The 20,231-nt window shown below is 40.5% G+C and carries 17 protein-coding genes; 11 read left to right on the top strand and 6 right to left on the bottom strand.

Translation table 11 applies throughout. The features are described 5' to 3' along the window. Positions 1-112: 112 nt before the first annotated feature. Both EAL44_RS01480 and topA read right to left on the bottom strand, forming a co-directional pair. The gene (locus tag EAL44_RS01480) at positions 113-1,039 is read right to left on the bottom strand and encodes a radical SAM protein (protein ID WP_121073933.1); all 927 of its coding nucleotides are present in this window, start codon (positions 1,037-1,039) and stop codon (positions 113-115) included. Further along, a complete protein-coding gene (gene topA / locus EAL44_RS01475; RefSeq protein ID WP_121073930.1) occupies positions 1,032-3,242 on the bottom strand; it encodes a type I DNA topoisomerase in 2,211 nt (736 codons plus the stop codon). The genes EAL44_RS01480 and topA overlap by 8 nt, the downstream gene beginning before the upstream one ends. A gap of 165 nt (positions 3,243-3,407) precedes the next feature. Between topA and EAL44_RS01470 the strand changes: the two genes are divergently transcribed. Both EAL44_RS01470 and EAL44_RS01465 read left to right on the top strand, forming a co-directional pair. Next, positions 3,408-4,952: a flagellin B gene (locus EAL44_RS01470; RefSeq protein ID WP_000010011.1), complete on the top strand. Its 1,545-nt coding sequence runs from the start codon at positions 3,408-3,410 to the stop codon at positions 4,950-4,952. Between the two features lie 60 nt (positions 4,953-5,012). Further along, entirely contained in the window at positions 5,013-6,896 is a 1,884-nt protein-coding gene (locus tag EAL44_RS01465) for a motility associated factor glycosyltransferase family protein (RefSeq protein WP_162970313.1), read from the top strand. A gap of 11 nt (positions 6,897-6,907) precedes the next feature. On the opposite strand, the gene EAL44_RS01460 is transcribed toward EAL44_RS01465, so the two are convergent. Next, a complete protein-coding gene (locus tag EAL44_RS01460; RefSeq protein WP_078245758.1) occupies positions 6,908-7,204 on the bottom strand; it encodes a hypothetical protein in 297 nt (98 codons plus the stop codon). A 20-nt stretch (positions 7,205-7,224) separates the two neighbouring features. Continuing rightward, positions 7,225-7,863: a class II aldolase and adducin N-terminal domain-containing protein gene (locus EAL44_RS01455; RefSeq protein ID WP_121073924.1), complete on the bottom strand. Its 639-nt coding sequence runs from the start codon at positions 7,861-7,863 to the stop codon at positions 7,225-7,227. 210 nt (positions 7,864-8,073) lie between these two features. On the opposite strand from EAL44_RS01455, the gene EAL44_RS01450 reads away from it, so the two are divergent. Genes EAL44_RS01450 through dnaK form a run of 3 tightly spaced genes read left to right on the top strand, consistent with a single transcriptional unit; the run spans position 8,074 to position 11,369 of the window. Further along, the gene (locus tag EAL44_RS01450) at positions 8,074-8,901 is read left to right on the top strand and encodes an HrcA family transcriptional regulator (protein ID WP_121073921.1); all 828 of its coding nucleotides are present in this window, start codon (positions 8,074-8,076) and stop codon (positions 8,899-8,901) included. Then, complete coding sequence (gene grpE, locus EAL44_RS01445) at positions 8,901-9,476, top strand: nucleotide exchange factor GrpE (protein ID WP_121073918.1); 576 nt, start codon at positions 8,901-8,903, stop codon at positions 9,474-9,476. The genes EAL44_RS01450 and grpE overlap by 1 nt, the downstream gene beginning before the upstream one ends. A gap of 30 nt (positions 9,477-9,506) precedes the next feature. Next, on the top strand, positions 9,507-11,369 hold the full coding sequence (gene dnaK, locus EAL44_RS01440; protein WP_121073915.1) for a molecular chaperone DnaK: 1,863 nt from the start codon (positions 9,507-9,509) through the stop codon (positions 11,367-11,369). Positions 11,370-11,602: 233 nt separating this feature from the next. Here the strand turns inward: dnaK and EAL44_RS01435 are convergent, their stop codons facing one another. Further along, complete coding sequence (locus EAL44_RS01435; RefSeq protein ID WP_121073912.1) at positions 11,603-12,181, bottom strand: hypothetical protein; 579 nt, start codon at positions 12,179-12,181, stop codon at positions 11,603-11,605. Between the two features lie 120 nt (positions 12,182-12,301). Here EAL44_RS01435 and EAL44_RS01430 point away from each other — a divergent pair, with 120 nt between their 5' ends. The 6 genes from EAL44_RS01430 (at position 12,302) to EAL44_RS01405 (ending at position 19,470) form a co-directional block, all read left to right on the top strand. Then, on the top strand, positions 12,302-13,219 hold the full coding sequence (locus EAL44_RS01430) for an O-acetylserine-dependent cystathionine beta-synthase (RefSeq protein WP_162970312.1): 918 nt from the start codon (positions 12,302-12,304) through the stop codon (positions 13,217-13,219). A 24-nt stretch (positions 13,220-13,243) separates the two neighbouring features. Further along, the gene (locus EAL44_RS01425) at positions 13,244-14,386 is read left to right on the top strand and encodes a cystathionine gamma-synthase (protein WP_121073909.1); all 1,143 of its coding nucleotides are present in this window, start codon (positions 13,244-13,246) and stop codon (positions 14,384-14,386) included. A gap of 29 nt (positions 14,387-14,415) precedes the next feature. After that, positions 14,416-14,883: an S-ribosylhomocysteine lyase gene (locus tag EAL44_RS01420; protein WP_162970311.1), complete on the top strand. Its 468-nt coding sequence runs from the start codon at positions 14,416-14,418 to the stop codon at positions 14,881-14,883. 142 nt (positions 14,884-15,025) lie between these two features. Next, entirely contained in the window at positions 15,026-16,771 is a 1,746-nt protein-coding gene (locus tag EAL44_RS01415; protein ID WP_121073906.1) for a bifunctional metallophosphatase/5'-nucleotidase, read from the top strand. 206 nt (positions 16,772-16,977) lie between these two features. Next, complete coding sequence (tlpB, locus tag EAL44_RS01410) at positions 16,978-18,675, top strand: methyl-accepting chemotaxis protein TlpB (RefSeq protein ID WP_121073903.1); 1,698 nt, start codon at positions 16,978-16,980, stop codon at positions 18,673-18,675. A gap of 30 nt (positions 18,676-18,705) precedes the next feature. Beyond that, on the top strand, positions 18,706-19,470 hold the full coding sequence (locus EAL44_RS01405) for a glycosyltransferase family 2 protein (RefSeq protein ID WP_121073900.1): 765 nt from the start codon (positions 18,706-18,708) through the stop codon (positions 19,468-19,470). Here the strand turns inward: EAL44_RS01405 and EAL44_RS01400 are convergent. Beyond that, positions 19,467-20,228, bottom strand: a complete 762-nt coding sequence (locus EAL44_RS01400) for an outer membrane beta-barrel protein (RefSeq protein ID WP_121073897.1) — start codon at positions 20,226-20,228, stop codon at positions 19,467-19,469. The two genes, EAL44_RS01405 and EAL44_RS01400, sit on opposite strands and share 4 nt — an antisense overlap. Between the last annotated feature and the right edge of the window lie 3 nt (positions 20,229-20,231).

Below are 20,231 nucleotides of genomic sequence, written 5' to 3'. Positions count from 1 at the left end.
TGTCGGCTTTTGATTTCTTATGGTATTGTGGCGTTATTTGGTAATAAAAGAGAACCTTTTTAAAAGCTTAAGCTCCCTAAAGTAAGGTAAAACTATGGGTTACCAATGGAGGTTAAAACGCGCAATAAAACTCCAAAGAGCCGACTTTTTTAATCGTGATTTGCTTATGGTTTAATAAAGTTTCTAAATGTTTAAAGGTGCTAGGCTCTAAGATTAGGGGGGCTTCTTCTGCGCTTAAAGGGCGCCTGGAAATTAAAGCGAGCAATTCGTCTATACCGCAAGAAATCAATTTTTTAGCTTGAGTAATGGATCGTTTAGGCAAACTCACGCAAAGCCCTTCAAAAAATAAAGAATATTTCAATAATTCATCTTCGCTTAATTTAGGGGCTTTAAAGCTTGAGGGCCTGTCTATGGTGCTTAAATCCACTCTGGCTATATTGATTTGTTTTAAAAAGGTAGCGATGAGTTTTAAATTATTCACGCTATCATTCACGCCCTTGATTAACAGCACTTCAGCCACCAATTGCCCCTGATAGATTTGAGAAAAGCGCGAAATCCCCTCTAAAATCTTGTTAATGTCTTTGGAATAAGGTTTATCCACTCTTTCAAAGGCTTTCAAATCAATAGCGTCTAAAGAAAATTTAACGATGTCAAATTCCTTCAAGGCTTGTTGGACTTTTGGCTCATAAAAGAGTGAGCCGTTGCTTAAAATCAAAGTTTTAACGCCCTTTAAAAAAGGCTTGATGCTTTGGATAAGCTCTAATAAATGAGGGTATAGCGTGGGTTCGCCATTAGCGGTAATGGTTAAAACATCAATGGGGGTAGCAAGGTTGTTTAGGGCGTTTTGAATAGCGTTAATCAAGGTTTCCACTTTGATCACTTCTTCCATGCGTTCAATGGGCTTGGCTTTACCCAACTCGCAATAAATGCAATTGTAATTGCATTGTTTTTTAGAGGGCGATAGATCCACGCCCAAAGACTTCCCAAAACGCCTAGATAAAACAGGACCAAAAACGACAGGCGGATTTTCTTTAGCCATCATCTTCCTCTAAAAACACGCGTTCTTTGCATTTGATGCATTCACGCGCCTTTTTTTTGCGATAGATCCTTTCACTCATCAAATAATGGCATTTCTCACAACGCTTATTAATGGGCTTATGGTTGGATAAAAAATTGCATTTAGGGTAATTGTTACAGCCATAAAACGAGCCTTTCCTGCTCCTTTTTAAGGCAATATCCCCCCCACATTCTGGGCATTTCACGCCTTCTATTGTTTCTTTTGCGTTAGGGGTGTTTTTTAACGATTTGGTGTTTTTGCATTCAGGGTAGTTGTTGCAAGCCAAAAACGCCCCGTTTCTGCTGAATTTTTGCACCATTTCCCCTCCGCATTTTTCGCACAATTCTTGCGTGGCTTCATCATTAGCGTTTTCAGTTTGTTTGATATATTTGCATTTAGGGTAATTGTTGCAAGCGATAAATTCCCCATAACGGCTATTCTTTTTGACTAATTCCCCTCCGCATTTAGGGCATGATTGGCCGGTTTTTTCATGCACTTTTTGAGAGATAATATTCTTTTTCCCAGCTTCAATTTTATCCATAAAAGGGTAGTAAAAGTCCTTTAAGACTTGCTGGTAGTCGGCTTTATTTTGAGCGATATTGTCTAGCTCTTCTTCTAAAGAAGCGCTGAATTTGGAATCCACGATTTCTTCAAAATGCTTTTCTAAAATTTCTATCACTTTAAAAGCGCTCTCTAAAGCGCTGATCTGCTTTTTTTCTACCTTAATGTAGTCTCTGTTTTGTAAAAGGGAAATCGTTGGGGCGTAGGTGCTGGGCCTGCCTATGCCTAAACTTTCTAAAACTTTAATCAAGCTCGCTTCTGAATAGCGTGCTGGAGGCTCTGTAACATGGGCGTTGCTCTCTAGTTTTTCTAATTTAATGGGGTCATTTTCTTTCAAATTGGGGAGCAATTTGTCCTTATCGTCATTGCCTAAAATTTTATAATAGCCATCAAAAAGGAGCTTTCTCCCACTAGCTTTAAACTCGCCTTTTTCGCAAGCCACAACCACGCTTTGGCTTTCAAAAAGAGCGTCTTGCATTTGAGAAGCTAAAAAGCGTTTGTAAATTAAAGTATAGAGCTTTAATTCTTCAGACTTAAGGTAGTCTTTTAAAGCGTTTGGCTCTAAAATAATAGAAGTGGGCCTGATCGCTTCATGGGCTTCTTGGGCGTTTTTATTCTTGCTGGAATAGACTTTGGCTTTAGGGGGTAGGTAGTCTTTACCATAGTCTTTTAAAATCTTAGCCCTCGCTTCTTCTAAAGCTTCTTTAGCGATATTCAAGCTATCGGTCCTCATGTAAGTGATCACTCCCATAACGCCTTGTGGGGTGGCTACGCCTTCATATAATTTCTGAGCGATACTCATGGTTTTTGTGGGCGAAAAGCCTAAAAGACTGGAAGCGCTTTGCTGTAAAGTAGAAGTCATGAAAGGGGGCGGTGTGGGGGATTTTTTAGATTTTTTAACGATACTAGAGATAGTGTAGCTTTCTTTTTCTAATTCGTTTTTAATTTCTTGGGCTTTTTTTTCATCAATGAGTTCTTGAGCTTTGAGTTTGTTACCCTTATAGCTGATGAGTTGCGCTTCTAAATGCGGCTCAAACAAAGCGTCTAGCGTGAAGTAGGTTAAAGGCTTAAAGACTTTGATTTCCCTTTCTCTATCAATCACAAGCTTTAAAGCCGCGCTTTGCACCCGCCCAGCGCTCAAACCTTTAGTGATTTTTGATGAAATCAACGAGCTGAGCTTGAAACCCACGATCCGATCTAAAAAGCGCCTGGCTTGTTGGGCATTGACCTTAGACATGTCAATTTGTCGTGGGGTTTTTAGAGCGTTTAAAATCGCATTTTGCGTGATCTCATGAAAAACAATCCTAGGATAGCTCTCCAATTTCCCCCCAATCAAACATGCCACATGATAGCCTATCGCCTCCCCTTCTCTGTCCTCATCGGTAGCGATATAAGTAATAGATGCCTTTTTAGAAAGCTCTATGATCTGTTTGACAAGCTCTTTGTGGTCTTTATCCACGACATAATTAGGGGTGAAGCCTGTTTCATCAATCTTAATGCCTAAAGCGAATTTGGATAAATCCCTAACATGCCCTTTAGAGGCAATGACTTCGTAATTTTTATCCAAAAAATTTTTAATGGTTTTGGCTTTTGCGGGGGATTCTACGATAATAAGGTGCTTCATTGAACGCCTTTAATGGAATGTTTATACCTATTAATGAATGATTGTAGCATAGAATTTTGACTAAACGATTCATCAAACCATAAAAACTATAACAGCGTTAAAAATCAAAGAGTTGGAACACCCTTTGCTTGATTAACAGCAAATATCTATGCAAAGGATGCAAACATGAGTTTTAGGATAAATACCAATATCGCCGCTTTAACTTCTCATGCGGTAGGGGTTCAGAACAACAGAGACCTTTCAAGCTCGCTTGAAAAGTTAAGCTCAGGGCTTAGGATCAATAAAGCCGCTGATGATTCTAGTGGGATGGCGATCGCTGATAGCTTAAGGAGTCAAAGCGCGAATTTGGGTCAAGCGATCCGCAACGCTAATGACGCTATTGGTATGGTTCAAACCGCTGATAAAGCGATGGATGAGCAAATCAAAATCTTAGACACCATTAAAACCAAAGCCGTTCAAGCCGCTCAAGACGGGCAAACTTTAGAAAGCCGAAGAGCGCTCCAAAGCGATATTCAAAGGTTGTTAGAAGAACTAGACAACATCGCTAACACCACAAGCTTTAACGGCCAACAAATGCTTTCAGGAAGTTTTTCTAACAAAGAATTTCAAATCGGCGCGTATTCTAACACCACGGTTAAGGCGTCTATTGGCTCAACGAGCTCAGATAAGATTGGGCATGTGCGCATGGAAACCTCTTCTTTTAGCGGTGCAGGCATGCTCGCTAGCGCAGCGGCGCAAAACTTGACTGAAGTGGGTTTGAATTTCAAACAAGTCAATGGTGTGAATGATTACAAGATTGAAACCGTGCGCATTTCTACAAGCGCTGGCACTGGGATTGGAGCGTTAAGCGAAATCATCAACCGCTTTTCTAACACCTTAGGCGTTAGGGCGTCTTATAATGTCATGGCCACCGGCGGCACTCCCGTACAATCAGGAACCGTAAGAGAGCTCACCATTAATGGCGTAGAAATTGGGACCGTGAATGATGTGCATAAAAACGACGCTGACGGGAGGTTGACTAACGCTATTAACTCCGTCAAAGATCGCACCGGCGTGGAAGCGAGCTTGGATATTCAAGGGCGTATTAATTTGCACTCCATTGATGGGCGCGCGATTTCAGTGCATGCAGCGAGTGCGAGCGGTCAGGTTTTTGGGGGAGGGAATTTTGCAGGGATTTCTGGGACACAACATGCGGTGATTGGGCGCTTAACCTTGACTAGGACCGACGCTAGAGATATTATTGTGAGCGGTGTGAATTTCAGCCATGTGGGCTTTCATTCCGCTCAAGGGGTGGCAGAATACACCGTGAATTTGAGAGCGGTTAGGGGCATCTTTGATGCGAATGTGGCTTCAGCAGCCGGAGCGAACGCTAATGGCGCGCAAGCGGAAACCAATTCTCAAGGTATAGGGGCTGGGGTAACAAGCCTTAAAGGGGCGATGATTGTGATGGATATGGCAGATTCTGCGCGCACGCAATTAGACAAGATCCGATCGGATATGGGTTCGGTGCAAATGGAATTGGTTACCACCATTAATAATATTTCTGTAACCCAAGTGAATGTTAAAGCGGCTGAATCTCAAATCAGAGATGTGGATTTTGCTGAAGAGAGCGCGAACTTTTCTAAATACAATATTTTGGCGCAAAGCGGGAGTTTTGCTATGGCGCAAGCGAATGCGGTGCAACAAAATGTCTTAAGGCTTTTACAATAACAGCCCTTGATTCAAAGGGGCGTTAGCCTTTTTTATAAGTTATTTTTATAAGTTAAAATAATGGATATTTATCAAAAAAACTTACAAGCTCTTTTCAAAAAAGACCCTCTTTTGTTCGCAAAGCTCAAAGCCATTAAAGAAAACAAAAAATACGAAGTGTTTTTGGGGAATGATAGCGCGAATTTCAACCTCTTAGATAAAGAAACAAACACGCCCTTATTTGAAAAAAGCCCGCTAGATTCAAGCTTAGAGCTATACAAAAATAGCGAAATTCACATGCTTTATCCTTATTTGTATTATTTTGGCTTGGGTAATGGGGTGTTTTATCGCTTGCTTTTAGGTAATGGCAATTTAAAACGCTTGGTGGTCATTGAGCCTGAAATAGAAATTATTTTCATTGTGCTGAATCTTTTGGATTTTTCCACTGAGATTTTAGAAAATCGTTTGATTGTATTGCATGCGGATTTTTGCAATTACAACATGATCGCTTCCTTATTTGATATGGATAAAAAATCTCGTTTATACGCAAGAATGTATGATTTAAAACTTTTTAACGCTTATTATGAACGATACTCCCATCAAATGATAGAAATCAACCAGCATTTCACGCGCGCTTTAGAGCATGGCGCTATTAGCGTAGGCAATGACGCTAAAGACGCGCTCATAGGCATCAAACAGCATGCCGCTAATTTGCCTGAAGTCATCAAAAGCCCTAGTTTAGTGGATTTTGTGAACGCTTTAAAAAACAGAGACACCGCTATTATCGTTTCAACCGGGCCCAGTTTGAACAAGCAACTCCCCCTTTTAAAAGAAATCGCTCCTTATGCGACGCTTTTTTGCATAGACGCTTCTTTCCCTATTTTAGCCAGAGCCGGCATCAAGCCGGATATTGTGCTGTCTTTAGAAAGGGTGGATTTAACGGCGAAATTCTATGAAGAAACCCCCTTAGATTTTCAAGAAGGCGTTATTTTTGCTTTGACTTCCATTGTGCATAAACGATTGATTCAAGCGATTAAAAAGGGGGTTAAGCAATTCAGTTTCCGCCCCTTTGGCTATACCAATCTTTTTGATTTGCACCAGTATGGTTATGTGGGCATAGGCATGAGCGCAGCGAACATGGCGTATGAATTAGTGGTGCATTCTCGTTTCAAAAGGTGCGTGTTTATCGGGCAAGATTTGAGCTTTTCACAAAGCGGTAACAGCCATGCCAGTGGGGCGATTTATGGCGATAAAGAGATCAAGCCTAAAAAAGATAAAGACAAGATCTTTATAGAAAAATATGGGGGTAATGGGGAAGTAGAAACCACTTTAGTGTGGAAACTTTTCTTAGAATTTTTTGAAAAAGATATTTTCAACACGCCCTATAAACTAGAAGTCATTAACGCTACTGAAGGGGGGGCTAGGATTAAAGGGACTAAAGAAATGCCTTTTAAAGAAGTGTGCGAAAAAATAGACAAATCCAAGCCAAAGCCTCCTATCAATCTAAACTATCCTACCCAATTAGAACAAGCTAAAAATTTAAAGATCGCCAAACAAAAATGCGAAGAGATGATCGCATACGCCAAGGAGAAAAAAACTCAAGTTGAAGAAGTGTTTTTAAAGGTGGCAGAGTTTTTAGAAAAAGTGGAAAAGCTTCATGAAGAGAAAAAATTAGAAGAGTTGGATTTTACAGAATTAGAACATTTGAGCGCTGAAATTGATAACATTAAAGAGCTTTTTGACGACAAGCGATTCAATTCGTATTTTATGGATGCGATACAATCTTACATTTTCCACCAGGAATTGCATATCGCTGAAATCGTGTGTAAAAAAACGAATAATGAAGACGGATTAAGGGCTAAGCAATTAGAATACATTTACGCGCACAAATACTGGCTTTTTAGTTTAGCGGGTGGGATGGATTGCGTGATAGAAGCGATTAAAATGGCTTTGAAAGAATGGTAAAACCCAACCTTTTAAGCGTATGTGTCTAGGCTGGAATAAATTTCAGGGGTATTTTCGCCATCAATAAGGCTTTTTTCAACTTGGGATTTATCTTTAATCTCGCCGTCGTTATTGATAGCGTTTAAAGCTTGTAGTCGGTCAAAATCAGGGGCGTTTTGCGTATTATTTTGGCTGAAACCATCTTGAATACTGCTTTGTTGTAAATCCTGCTCTACTTGATTCCTGTCCTTTATGGTTGCGTCATTATTGATATTGTTTAAGGTTTGGAGCTGCGTGAAGTTAGGGGTGTAATGGGTGTTGATGGTCATGTTTTATCCTTTTTAGCTTTTTACACGCTCAATCGTGGATCATCATTATAGCAACAATCCATTAAATCGCCCAATCGTAAAACCTTGCATGAGTTTTCAATCAAATCAAAAACTTCCATGAGTTTAGAAAGCTCTCTGTGGTAGGCAAAAATCCCACACCCCTTAATGAAAACAAAATATTTTTTGCTCTCTTGCAACTGGCGTAAAATTTCTGTATCCGCTCTTTCTTGCCAGCTGTCATAATCTTTGGGGTTAAAAATCGTTACTTCTTCGCCCAAAGAACGATACCCTAAATAATCCCTAGGGAGCAATCGGTTGTGGCGCAAGGAATACGCCAAACTATAAGGAGGGCGCGCGTAAGCGATGAATTTAGCGTCCAAAAACTCTCTATACACGCTTGCATGGATGGGCGAATCCAAGCTCGCTTCTTTCCAGCGGTAATCTATCTTGTCATGCAAGACCAGTAAGGTGTTTTCATTCAATTGATCAAAAACAGCGTTTCTTTTATTGATCACAAATTGATTGGTGCCAATGCGCGCCGAAATGGAGCCTTGATAAAGCCCAAAAAAACCCTTTCTAAACATGGATAATGAAATGCTTTGGAGCGAACGAATCAGCCCGCTGTCAATGCCTCTTGTGTGTGTGTTCATGTTTAGCATGATAACAAGTTTTTTTAATAAAAGGTATTAGTTGCCCAACAGATCTAAATTAAATCAACTCTATAAAAAATCCTAATTTAATGCCAGTAAATAAATTTAGTGATATAGACTAAACTTTAAAGAAAAATCGGGTAATTTTTATCACTTTTTTAAAACAAGTGATAGATTATTAACTTTTTGCGCTATAATGCGAGGGTTCTTTCATCAAGAATGGTGATTGACGAGATTTTTCAAATAATGATGTTAAGAAGAATTAAAGTAGGTTCTGATTTGAATAAAAAAGAGAGTTTGTTAGATGCGTTTGTTAAAACCTATCTGCAGATTTTAGAACCCATTAGCTCTAAACGCTTGAAAGAGTTGGCAAACTTGAAAATATCTTGCGCGACGATTAGGAATTATTTTCAAATCCTTTCTAAAGAAGGCATGCTCCATCAAGCCCATTCTAGCGGCGCTAGATTGCCTACTTTTAAGGCGTTTGAAAACTATTGGCACAAGTCGTTGCGCTTTGAAGTTTTAAAGGTGAATGAAAAACGCTTAAAAAGCGCGAGTGAAAATTTCGGGCTTTTTACGCTGTTAAAAAAACCCAGTTTGGAGCGTTTAGAAAGAGTCATTGAATGCGAAAAACGCTTTTTGATTTTGGATTTTTTGGCGTTTTCTTGCGCGGTGGGTTACAGCGTTAAAATGGAGAAGTTTTTATTAGAACTTGTGGGCAGGAGCGTTAAAGAAGTGCGCTTAATCGCTGCTTCTGTCAATGCGTTGAGTTTGGCCAGACAATTAGAGCGTTTGGAGTATTCCAACACACAAATCATGCGCTTTAATCTGATGGGGTTAAAAACGCTTTTAAACAGCCCTTTATTTTTTGACATTTTAGAGGGTAAGGTTTTGGAGCGTTTTAAAAAGGGGTTGCATTTTATAGAGCCTGATTGCATGCTGGTAACACGCCCTATAGAATTTCAAAACGAGCGGATGCAACTGCTTTGTGTGGGGAAATTGGAATGCGATTATGAAGGGTTTTTTCAAACCATTAAGGAGGAATAATGAAAGATAAACACAACCAAGAACACGATCATTTAAGCCCAAAAGAGCTAGAGTCTTGCGAAAATTCTTGCGCTTGCAAAGAACAACAATGTGAAGAAAAACAAGAAACGAGCGAAAAAGAAGGCGAGATCAAGGAAGATTTTGAGCTTAAATACCAAGAAATGCGCGAAAAATATTTAAGAGCGCATGCGGATTTTGAAAACGTGAAAAAGCGCTTAGAAAGAGACAAGAGCATGGCATTAGAGTATGCGTATGAAAAAATCGCATTGGATCTATTGCCGGTGATTGATGCGCTTCTTGGGGCTCATAAGAGCGCTGTAGAAGTGGATAAAGAGAGCGCTTTAACCAAAGGCTTGGAGCTTACGATGGAAAAATTGCATGAAGTTTTGGCAAGGCATGGCATTGAGGGGATTGAATGCTTAGAAGAATTTGATCCCCATTTCCACAATGCGATCATGCAAGTCAAAAGCGAGGAAAAAGAAAACGGGAAAATCGTGCAGGTTTTGCAACAGGGTTACAAGTATAAGGGTAGGGTTTTGAGGCCGGCAATGGTGAGCATTGCTAAAAACGATTAAAACATTTATTTTAATAAGAAAGGATAACGCATGGGAAAAGTTATTGGAATTGATTTAGGGACAACCAACTCCGCAATGGCGGTTTATGAAGGCAATGAAGCGAAGATTATTGCGAATAAAGAGGGTAAAAACACCACTCCTTCTATTGTGGCTTTTACGGATAAGGGCGAGATTTTAGTGGGCGAGAGTGCCAAAAGACAAGCGGTAACTAACCCAGAAAAAACCATTTATTCTATTAAAAGAATCATGGGCTTGATGTTCAATGAAGATAAGGCTAAAGAAGCTGAAAAACGCTTGCCTTATAAGATTGTGGATAGGAATGGGGCTTGCGCGATTGAGATTTCGGGTAAAGTTTATACCCCTCAAGAGATTTCAGCCAAAATTTTAATGAAGCTCAAAGAAGACGCTGAAAGTTATTTAGGCGAAAGCGTTAGCGAAGCGGTTATCACCGTTCCTGCTTATTTTAACGACAGCCAAAGGAAAGCGACTAAAGAAGCCGGCACGATTGCAGGGCTTAACGTTTTAAGGATCATCAATGAGCCTACTAGCGCGGCGTTAGCTTACGGCTTGGATAAAAAAGAGAGCGAAAAAATCATGGTTTATGATTTGGGTGGGGGGACTTTTGATGTTACCGTGTTAGAAACAGGCGATAATGTCGTGGAAGTTTTAGCCACAGGGGGCGATGCGTTTTTAGGGGGCGATGATTTTGACAACCGTGTGATTGATTTCTTAGCGGCTGAATTTAAAAGCGAAACGGGCATTGAAATCAAAAACGATGTGATGGCGTTGCAACGCCTGAAAGAAGCGGCTGAAAACGCTAAAAAAGAATTAAGCTCTGCGATGGAGACTGAAATCAATTTGCCCTTTATCACAGCGGACGCTACCGGGCCTAAACACTTGGTTAAAAAACTCACTAGGGCTAAATTTGAAAGCTTGACAGAAGATCTCATGGAAGAAACGATTTCTAAAATTGAAAGCGTGATCAAAGACGCAGGGCTAACCAAAAATGAGATTTCAGAAGTGGTGATGGTGGGCGGCTCTACTCGTATCCCTAAAGTCCAAGAAAGGGTGAAAGCGTTTATTAATAAAGATTTGAATAAAAGCGTCAATCCTGATGAGGTCGTAGCGGTGGGCGCGAGCATTCAAGGGGGCGTGTTAAAAGGCGATGTGAAAGATGTGCTTTTATTAGACGTTACGCCTTTAAGCCTTGGGATTGAAACTTTAGGGGGCGTGATGACTAAAGTGATTGATAGAGGCACGACTATTCCTGCGAAAAAATCTCAAGTGTTCTCAACCGCTGAAGACAATCAGCCCGCTGTGTCCATTATGGTTTTACAAGGCGAAAGGGAATTGGCAAGGGATAATAAATCTTTGGGTAAATTTGATTTGCAAGGCATCGCTCCAGCTCCAAGAGGCGTGCCGCAAATTGAAGTAACCTTTGATATTGACGCTAATGGGATTTTAACCGTTTCAGCGCAAGATAAAAATACCGGCAAAAGCCAAGAGATTAAAATTTCTGGTTCTAGCGGGTTGTCTGATAGCGAGATTGAAAAAATGGTTAAAGACGCTGAATTGCACAAAGAAGAAGACGCTAGGAAAAAAGAAGTGATTGAAGCGAGAAACCATGCCGATAGTTTGGCGCACCAGACCCAAAAGAGCCTTGATGAGCATAAAGCGAATTTGAATGAAAACGACGCTAATGAGATCCAAAACGCCATTAACGCCCTTAAAGATTGCATCAAAAACGATAACGCTACTAAAGCGGAGCTTGAAGACAAAACCAAAGCGTTAGTGCAAGCGGCTCAAAAATTAGGCGAAGCCATGGCGAATAAAAACAACGCCGAGCAGCCTAAGAAAAAAGACGATGATGTGATTGATGCGGAAGTGGAGTAAAAACGCTTTTAAAACTTCTTTCAAGCGAGCGGTTTTGATCAAAACTTGCTTGCTTTTTTTCATCAACTGAATATTGATTACAAAATCTAAAAAACACTCAAAGCGTTTTTTAATCCAAATATCAAAGCTTGGTTTTAATCAAGCGATAGCTTTTCAAAACTTATTTTAAAAAGCGTTGGTAGATTTTAGGAAAATCCCTTATGAGAGAGCTCTTTTTGGTATGGGGTTATTTCTTAATGGCTTGCGCTAGATGGCTCTAACTCAAAATACGCAGTGGGGATTTGATTAAATTCATTAACAAGGTGTAAAAAATAGTCGGTAATGCTTTCAAGATCGGCTTCTAAATTGTTATAGAACTCTTGGTAGTATGTGTCTCCATTAGGATCAATGATCTTATCATACGCTGGGCATTTTTGACACTCTTTTTCCCCATCTTTCTCTCTGGATCGACCTATGCAAAGATCAATTTTTTCTAAATCGTTGCACCAATAGTAAGCAAACCAAATATAAAAACCTTTTGTTGGGGTTGGTTTTTCACCATTGACAAACCCTTCCCCTAAAATATCCTGACGGCAAAAGGTGATGGATGGCTTATAGGATAAGTCCCAAGAGCCAAGACTGATTTTACACGCATAGCCCCATGGTGCTAAAAACTTGTTCAGCCCGTTTTGGCATGAAGCCCACTTTGGTATCTTTGGGGTTTTGCCCGTTTGTCTCCCTTCTTGTGCTTTAGCGTCTATTAGCGCTACAAACTCTCTTAACAAGTCCTGAAACGCTTTTCTTTGCTCTTCGTTCCATTTTATTATTTTCATTGAAAGCTCCTTGATCGATCTTAATAAGCTCAAATTTTATCCTTAATTTTACTCCATTTAATGAGTTTAGGCATAATCGCTAAAATTGAGTTATCGTTATTTTTATTATTAGGAGGAATAATGATCCTTACCGCAATGCAAGACGCCATAGGCCACACTCCCATTTTTAAATTCACCAGAAAGGATTACCCCATTCCATTAAAGTCCGCCATTTACGCCAAACTAGAGCATCTAAACCCGGGAGGGAGCGTTAAAGACCGCTTAGGCCAATACCTCATAAAAGAAGCGTTTAGAACGCACAAAATCACTTCCACAACGACCATCATTGAGCCTACCGCAGGCAATACCGGCATCGCTCTAGCCTTAGTGGCAATCAAGCACCATCTCAAAACCATCTTTGTTGTCCCGGAAAAATTCAGCACAGAAAAACAGCAAATCATGAGAGCTTTGGGGGCTTTAGTAATCAACACGCCTACTAGTCAAGGGATTTCTGGTGCCATTAAAAAAAGTAAAGAGTTAGCCGAAAGTATCCCTGATAGCTATTTGCCCTTGCAATTTGAAAACCCTGATAATCCTGCCGCTTACTACCACACCCTAGCCCCTGAGATTGTCCAAGAGTTAGGCACAAACCTTACGAGCTTTGTAGCCGGGATAGGGAGTGGTGGCACTTTTGCTGGCACAGCTAGGTATTTGAAAGAACGCATCCCTAATATCCGCTTGATTGGGGTGGAGCCGGAGGGTTCTATTTTGAACGGGGGAGAGCCTGGACCTCATGAGATTGAGGGCATTGGCGTGGAGTTCATCCCTCCTTTTTTCGCAAACTTGGATATTGATGGCTTTGAAACGATTTCAGATGAAGAGGGTTTTAGCTACACTAGGAAGTTGGCCAAGAAAAACGGCTTATTAGTGGGTAGCTCTAGCGGGGCAGCTTTTGCGGCAGCCTTGAAAGAAGTGCAACGCCTCCCCGAAGGCAGCCAGGTTTTAACCATTTTCCCGGATGTTGCCGATCGTTATCTTTCTAAAGGTATTTATTTATAAAAATTCAATAAAAAAGGAAAAACCATGCGCATGCAAACTAAATTAATCCATGGGGGCATTAGTGAGGACGCGACAACGGGGGCGGTGAGCGTTCCTATTTATCAAACTTCCACCTACCGCCAAGACGCCATAGGCCGCCACAAGGGCTATGAATATTCTCGCTCAGGCAACCCCACGCGCTTTGCTTTAGAAGAACTCATCGCCGATTTAGAAGGGGGGGTTAAGGGGTTTGCTTTTGCTTCTGGACTAGCTGGAATCCACGCCGTTTTTTCCCTCTTGCAATCAGGCGATCATGTGTTATTGGGCGATGATGTTTATGGGGGGACTTTCCGCTTGTTTAACAAAGTGCTTGTCAAAAACGGGCTTTCTTGCACCATTATAGACACTAGCGATCTATCCCAAATCAAAAAGGCTATCAAGCAAAACACTAAAGCCCTTTATTTAGAAACCCCTAGTAACCCCTTGCTTAAAATCACGGATTTAGCGCAATGTGCTAGTGTCGCTAAAGATCATGGTTTGCTCACTATCGTGGATAACACCTTTGCCACCCCCTATTGCCAAAACCCGCTTCTTTTGGGAGCGGACATTGTGGTGCATAGCGGCACAAAATACTTAGGCGGGCATAGCGATGTGGTCGCTGGGCTTGTAACCACCAATAATGAAGCGCTAGCCCAAGAGATCGCTTTTTTCCAAAACGCTATCGGTGGGGTTTTAGGCCCTCAAGACAGCTGGCTGTTGCAAAGAGGGATGAAAACGCTAGCATTACGCATGGAGGCCCATCAAAAAAACGCTCTTTGCGTGGCTGAATTTTTAGAAAAACACCCTAAAGTAGAAAGGGTTTATTACCCGGGCCTTCCCACTCACCCTAATTACGAGCTAGCCAAAGCCCAAATGCGTGGCTTTAGCGGGATGCTCTCTTTCACTCTCAAAAACGACAGTGAGGCGACTCTTTTTGTAGAAAGCCTTAAGTTATTCATTTTAGGCGAGAGTTTGGGCGGGGTGGAAAGTTTGGTGGGGATTCCGGCATTTATGACCCATGCGTGTATCCCTAAAGTGCAACGAGAAGCTGCAGGGATTAGGGATGGCTTGGTGCGCTTGTCTGTGGGGATTGAGCATGAACAGGATTTGTTAGAAGATTTAGAGCAAGCGTTCGCTAAAATAGGCTAAAATTTGCCATTTATAAAGGAGTTAAAAACATGAAAACGCCAAAAATGAATGTAGAGAGTTTTAATTTGGATCACACCAAAGTCAAAGCCCCTTATGTGCGTGTAGCTGATCGCAAAAAGGGCGTTAATGGGGATGTGATTGTCAAATACGATGTGCGCTTCAAGCAGCCCAACAAAGATCACATGGACATGCCAAGCCTACACTCTTTAGAGCATTTAGTCGCTGAAATTATCCGCAACCATGCCAGTTATGTCGTGGATTGGTCGCCTATGGGTTGCCAAACGGGATTTTATCTCACGGTGTTAAACCATGACAATTACACAGAGATTTTAGAGGTTTTAGAAAAGACAATGCAAGATGTGTTAAAGGCTACAGAAGTGCCTGCCAGCAATGAAAAGCAATGCGGTTGGGCGGCTAACCACACTTTAGAGGGCGCACAGAATTTAGCACGCGCTTTTTTAGACAAACGCGCTGAATGGTCTGAAGTGGGGGTTTGATTAAGGGGGAATGATTTTACTCCCCCTACCCCCTTAACCCATTTTACCCGTTTTAGGCGTTACATTCCAATCAAAATCATCGCATCAGCGTTAGTTTCATGTAAAAATAATGTTATGAAGATTTTTTTATGGAAGGATTTCAATGAGAAAGTTAATTTTATTCATCTTTTTAACGCTAACACTTTCAGTATCTGCAAAAGAAGTCAAAATAGTGTTTTTAGAAACTTCAGACATTCATGGGCGACTTTTTTCGTATGATTATGCGGTGGGGGAGCAAAAATCCAATAACGGCTTGACAAGGATTGCGACTTTAATCAAAAAGCAAAGGGCTGAGAATAAAAATGTGGTTTTGATTGACAGCGGGGATTTGTTGCAAGGCAATAGCGCGGAGTTGTTTAATGATGAACCTGTTCATCCGCTAGTTAGAGCCGAAAACGATTTGAAATTTAATATTCGTGTGCTTGGCAATCACGAGTTTAACTTCAGTAAAGATTTTTTAGAAAAGAATATTAAGGGGTTTAATGGCGATGTTGTGAATGCGAATATTATCAAAATTGCGGACAATAAGCCGTTTGTAAAACCTTATGTGATTAAAAAAATTGATGGCGTGAGGGTGGCGGTTGTGGGGTATGTGGTGCCGCATGTCCCAACTTGGGAGGCCTCTACGCCTGAACATTTTGCAGGATTGGAGTTTTTGGACGCTGAAGAAGCGTTAAAAAAGACCTTGAAAGAGTTAAAAGGGAAGTATGATATTTTGATTGGCGCTTTTCACTTGGGGAGAGAAGATGAGAAAGGTGGCGATGGGATACCGGATTTAGCGAAAAAATTCCCGCAATTTGACATCATCTTTGCCGGGCATGAGCATGCGGTTTATAACACCAAAATAGGAAAGGTGCATACCATTGAGCCTGGAGCCTATGGGGCTTATCTGGCAAAGGGTGTGGTGGTGTTTGACACTCAAACGAAGAAAAAAATTATAACGACTGAAAATTTACCCACAAAAGATGTGCCAGAAGATGAAGAATTGGCGAAAAAATACGAATATGTGGATAAAAAATCAAAAGAATACGCTAATGAAGTGGTTGGCGAAGTGACAAAAACCTTTATTGACAGGCCTGATTTTATCACAGGAGAAGAAAAAATCACCACGATGCCAACCGCCGCCTTGCAAGAAACACCGGTGATAGAATTGATCAATAAAGTGCAAAAATATTACGCCAAAGCCGATGTTTCAGCGGCAGCCTTATTCAATTTTGGGGCGAATTTGAAAAAAGGGCCTTTCAAAAGAAAAGATGTCGCTTATATTTACAAGTTCGCTAATACGCTCATTGGAGTGCATATCACGGGTGAAAACCTGTTGAAATACATGGAATGGTCATATAGATTTTACAACCAGTTGCAACCGGGAGATTTGACGATCAGTTTTAATGAAAACATTCGTGGCTATAACTTTGATATGTTTTCTGGCGTGAAATACCAAGTTGATGTTACCAAACCTGCCGGGCAAAGAATCATTAATCCCACAATCAACAACAAACCCATTGACCCTAAAGCGGTGTATCAATTAGCGATCAACAATTACCGATTCGGGACATTATCCACGACTTTAAAGCTGGTTACAAACGCTGATAGGTATTATGATTCTTACGATGCATTGCAAGATAATGGGCAAATACGGGATTTAATCATCCAATACATCACTGAAAAAAAAGGTGGGAAGGTAACCCCTGAACTGGAACATAACTGGGAAATCATCCACTACGATTTTAAAAACCCGTTGTTGGAAAAATTGGCAGAAAAATTCAAAGAGGGGAGCATCAAAATCCCCACTTCAAAAGACGGGAGAACTTTGAATGTCAAATCCATTAAGGAAAGTGAAGTTAAATAAGATTTTTTATTTTTATTATTTTATTTTTAAGCCTAACTTAAAAAAGGGTGTTCTATAATTTTAGCTTGTTTGTTCTTTGTTTTCAGCGGTTTTCAAACCACTGGGTTTTAATTTTATTGGGCGCCTCTCATTTTTCGGGGGGGGGGTTATTTAGGAGCTAAACTCTCAAATTAGGGTTTGACTTAAAAATGATGGATAGGAGATAAATGATGTTTGCTTCAGTATTTGCTTCGCTAGGGACTCGTATTATGTTTGTCGTGCTAGCCGCACTTATTTCTTTAGGGGGGCTTTTTATTGGTTTTGTAAAGGTTATGCAAAAAGATGTGTCAGCGCAACTCATGGAGCATTTAGAAACCGGGCAATACAAAAAGCGTGAAAAAACGCTCGCTTACATGACTAAGCTTCTTGAACAGGGCATTCATGAGTATTACAAAAGTTTTGACAATGCTACTGCAAGAAAAATGGCGTTGGATTATTTCAAGCGCATCAACGACGATAAGGGCATGATTTATATGGTGGTGGTGGATAAAAACGGGGTGGTGCTGTTTGATCCGGTCAATCCTAAAACCGTGGGCCAATCAGGGCTTGACGCTCAGAGCGTTGATGGGGTGTATTATGTTAGGGGGTATTTGGAGGCGGCTAAAAAAGGGGGAGGCTATACTTATTACAAAATGCCCAAATACGATGGGGGCGTGCCGGAGAAAAAATTCGCCTACTCGCATTATGATGAGGTGTCTCAAATGGTGATCGCAGCGACTTCTTATTACACTGACATTAACACCGAAAATAAAACGATTAAAGAGGGCGTGAATAAGGTTTTTAATGAAAACACCGCAAAATTATTCCTTTGGATACTGACAGCGACGATAGCGTTAGTGGTTTTGACGCTCATGTACGCTAAATTGAGGATCGTGAAACGCATTGATGGATTAGTCCTTAAAATCAACGCTTTTAGCCATGGGGATAAGGATTTGAGGGCCAAAATTGAAGTGGATGATCGCAACGATGAAATCTCGCAAGTGGGCCGTGGGGTCAATTTGTTTGTGGAAAATGCCCGCTTGATTATGGAAGAGATTAAAGGGATTTCCACTTCCAATAAAACTTCAATGGATAAATTGGTCCAAATCGCGCAAGAAACCCAAAAGAGCATGAAAAATTCCTCAACCACCCTAAATTCCGTAAAAAATAAAGCCACTGATGTAGCGAGCATGATGAATACTTCCATAGAGCAGTCTCAAGGGTTAAGGAAGCGTTTGATTGAAACGCAAGGGCTTGTCAAAGAGAGTAAGGATGCGATCGGGGATTTATTTTCTCAAATCATAGAGAGCACGCACACTGAAGAGGAACTCTCTAGTAAAGTGGAGCAACTAAGCCGTAACGCTGATGATGCCAAATCCATTTTGGATATTATCAATGATATTGCCGATCAAACCAATCTTTTAGCCCTAAACGCTGCTATTGAAGCCGCAAGGGCCGGTGAGCATGGCAGAGGCTTTGCGGTGGTGGCTGATGAAGTTAGGAATTTAGCCGGGCGCACTCAAAAGTCTTTAGCTGAAATCAATTCCACTATCATGGTGATTGTCCAAGAAATCAATGCCGTAAGCTCGCAAATGAATCTCAATTCGCAAAAAATGGAACGCTTGAGCGATATGAGTAAAAGCGTGCAAGAAACTTACAAAAAAATGAGTTCTAATTTAAGCTCAGTCGTGCAAGACAGCAATCAAAGCATGGACGATTACGCCAAATCCGGACACCAAATTGAAGCCATGGTAAGCGATTTTATAGAAGTGGAAAAAGTGGCTTCTAAGACTTTAGCGGATTCTTCAGATATTTTAAACATCGCTACGCATGTGAGTGGAACGACTATGAATTTAGACAAACAAGTGAATTTGTTTAAAACTTAATCAGGGGGAGTTTATCAAAAAAGGGTTGGATTGCTAAAAGTTTCTGTGATCACGGCGTGTTTTAATAGCGAAAAAACCATTGAAGACACCATTCTTTCCGTGCTTCATCAAACTTATAAAAACATTGAATACATCATTATAGATGGATCTAGCGCGGATAGCACTTTAGAAATCATTCAAAAATATAGAGATCAAATCGCTTGCGTGGTGAGCGAAAAAGATAAGGGCATTTATGACGCTATGAATAAGGGCATAAGGCGCTCTAGTGGGGATATTATCGCTCTATTGAATAGCGATGATTTTTACAAAGATGAGTTTGTAATAGAAAAAGTGGTGCATGAGTTTGAAAACAAAAATTGCGATAGCGTGTATGCGGATCTGGTTTTTGTCAAACCGGATCGTTTAGAAAAAGTGGTCCGTTATTATGAAAGCGGGGAGTTTAACCCTAAAACCTTGCTTTATGGCGTGGTGCCAGCCCACCCCACGCTCTTTGTCAAAAAAGCCATTTATGAACGCTGTGGGCTATACAAAACCGATTATAAGATTTCAGCGGATTTTGAGATGATCATCCGCTTGTTTGTGGTGCAAAAAATAAGCTTTTCTTATTTGAAAGAAGTGTTAGTCGTCATGCGCACCGGGGGGGTTAGCGCGAATGGGTTTAAAAGCCTTTTATTAAGGAATAAAGAAAACATAAGAGCATGTAAAGAAAACGGCATTCAAGCGAATGCTTTTTCCATGCTTTTAAAATACCCTAGGAAAATCATGGGCTTATTGAAAAGGGGAAAAGGAGGCTAAAACGAAACGATTAAAGAAAGATTAGCGTTAAATCGTGGTTTGAATCTTTCTTGATGGTTGTTGTAGGTGTAAAAAATATTCCTAACCAAGGGCATTTCAATCCCTAATTGCAAGGACAAATAGCCGATAAAATCCACGATAAAACCAAAACGGAAAGGGGCTTGGAAAAAGGTTTTCTTGGTTCTGGGAATGATGGTTGTGATAGCACCTGGTTTAATCGTATCCACTAACAACACCCCTTGTTCTAAAGCGATACCCAAATAACTCCTAAAACGATAAATATTTTTATCTACAAAAATCCAAGAAAAATCTAACGCGCCCCCATAATTTTGCACCATTAAGGTTTGAGGCTGAGTGAGCGAAACAGAATGGAAATAATTATAGACGCTAAAGATTCTAAAACCGACTTTAGGGTGGTTTCTTAAAAAATGCTCCAAGCCCGTAGCGGTGTTAAACCCTATGCTATTAGCTACAAGAGTCAAGGTTTGATTAGAGGTTGAAAAAGTGGCTTGCGAATAGTTGTATCCAAAAATAAAGAAAAATTTAAGGCTTTTTTCTAAAGCCCTTTTTAAGATTTGCTGGTTTTTGTCTAGGATTTGCTGTTTTTCATTGTTTTTATCAACAATTAGGGGTTCAGGTTTGTCGTCTTCATTCTTGTTTTTAAAATTTTCTAAGAATTTAGACCAAGTGATTTCATTAGCTTCTAAAAAGAGTGGGTTCAACGATAAAAAGAGATAAATACTAAATAGAGTTTTCAAATA

Origin of the sequence: Helicobacter pylori, assembly GCF_003637685.1 — a bacterium.
GTDB lineage: Bacteria > Campylobacterota > Campylobacteria > Campylobacterales > Helicobacteraceae > Helicobacter > Helicobacter pylori_CJ.
This window is presented reverse-complemented; position numbering and strand designations above follow the sequence as displayed.

What these genes read in the sequence shown, in the direction of transcription:
- EAL44_RS01425 (WP_121073909.1), top strand. Translation starts at nt 13,244, where the DNA reads ATGCGCATGCAAACTAAATTAATCCATGGGGGCATTAGTGAGGACGCG.
- topA (WP_121073930.1), bottom strand. Translation starts at nt 3,242, where the DNA reads ATGAAGCACCTTATTATCGTAGAATCCCCCGCAAAAGCCAAAACCATT.
- dnaK (WP_121073915.1), top strand. Translation starts at nt 9,507, where the DNA reads ATGGGAAAAGTTATTGGAATTGATTTAGGGACAACCAACTCCGCAATG.
- EAL44_RS01455 (WP_121073924.1), bottom strand. Translation starts at nt 7,863, where the DNA reads ATGCTAAACATGAACACACACACAAGAGGCATTGACAGCGGGCTGATT.
- EAL44_RS01420 (WP_162970311.1), top strand. Translation starts at nt 14,416, where the DNA reads ATGAAAACGCCAAAAATGAATGTAGAGAGTTTTAATTTGGATCACACC.
- EAL44_RS01430 (WP_162970312.1), top strand. Translation starts at nt 12,302, where the DNA reads ATGATCCTTACCGCAATGCAAGACGCCATAGGCCACACTCCCATTTTT.
- EAL44_RS01450 (WP_121073921.1), top strand. Translation starts at nt 8,074, where the DNA reads ATGGTGATTGACGAGATTTTTCAAATAATGATGTTAAGAAGAATTAAA.
- EAL44_RS01480 (WP_121073933.1), bottom strand. Translation starts at nt 1,039, where the DNA reads ATGGCTAAAGAAAATCCGCCTGTCGTTTTTGGTCCTGTTTTATCTAGG.
- EAL44_RS01470 (WP_000010011.1), top strand. Translation starts at nt 3,408, where the DNA reads ATGAGTTTTAGGATAAATACCAATATCGCCGCTTTAACTTCTCATGCG.
- EAL44_RS01415 (WP_121073906.1), top strand. Translation starts at nt 15,026, where the DNA reads ATGAGAAAGTTAATTTTATTCATCTTTTTAACGCTAACACTTTCAGTA.
- EAL44_RS01460 (WP_078245758.1), bottom strand. Translation starts at nt 7,204, where the DNA reads ATGACCATCAACACCCATTACACCCCTAACTTCACGCAGCTCCAAACC.
- EAL44_RS01435 (WP_121073912.1), bottom strand. Translation starts at nt 12,181, where the DNA reads ATGAAAATAATAAAATGGAACGAAGAGCAAAGAAAAGCGTTTCAGGAC.
- grpE (WP_121073918.1), top strand. Translation starts at nt 8,901, where the DNA reads ATGAAAGATAAACACAACCAAGAACACGATCATTTAAGCCCAAAAGAG.
- EAL44_RS01465 (WP_162970313.1), top strand. Translation starts at nt 5,013, where the DNA reads ATGGATATTTATCAAAAAAACTTACAAGCTCTTTTCAAAAAAGACCCT.
- tlpB (WP_121073903.1), top strand. Translation starts at nt 16,978, where the DNA reads ATGATGTTTGCTTCAGTATTTGCTTCGCTAGGGACTCGTATTATGTTT.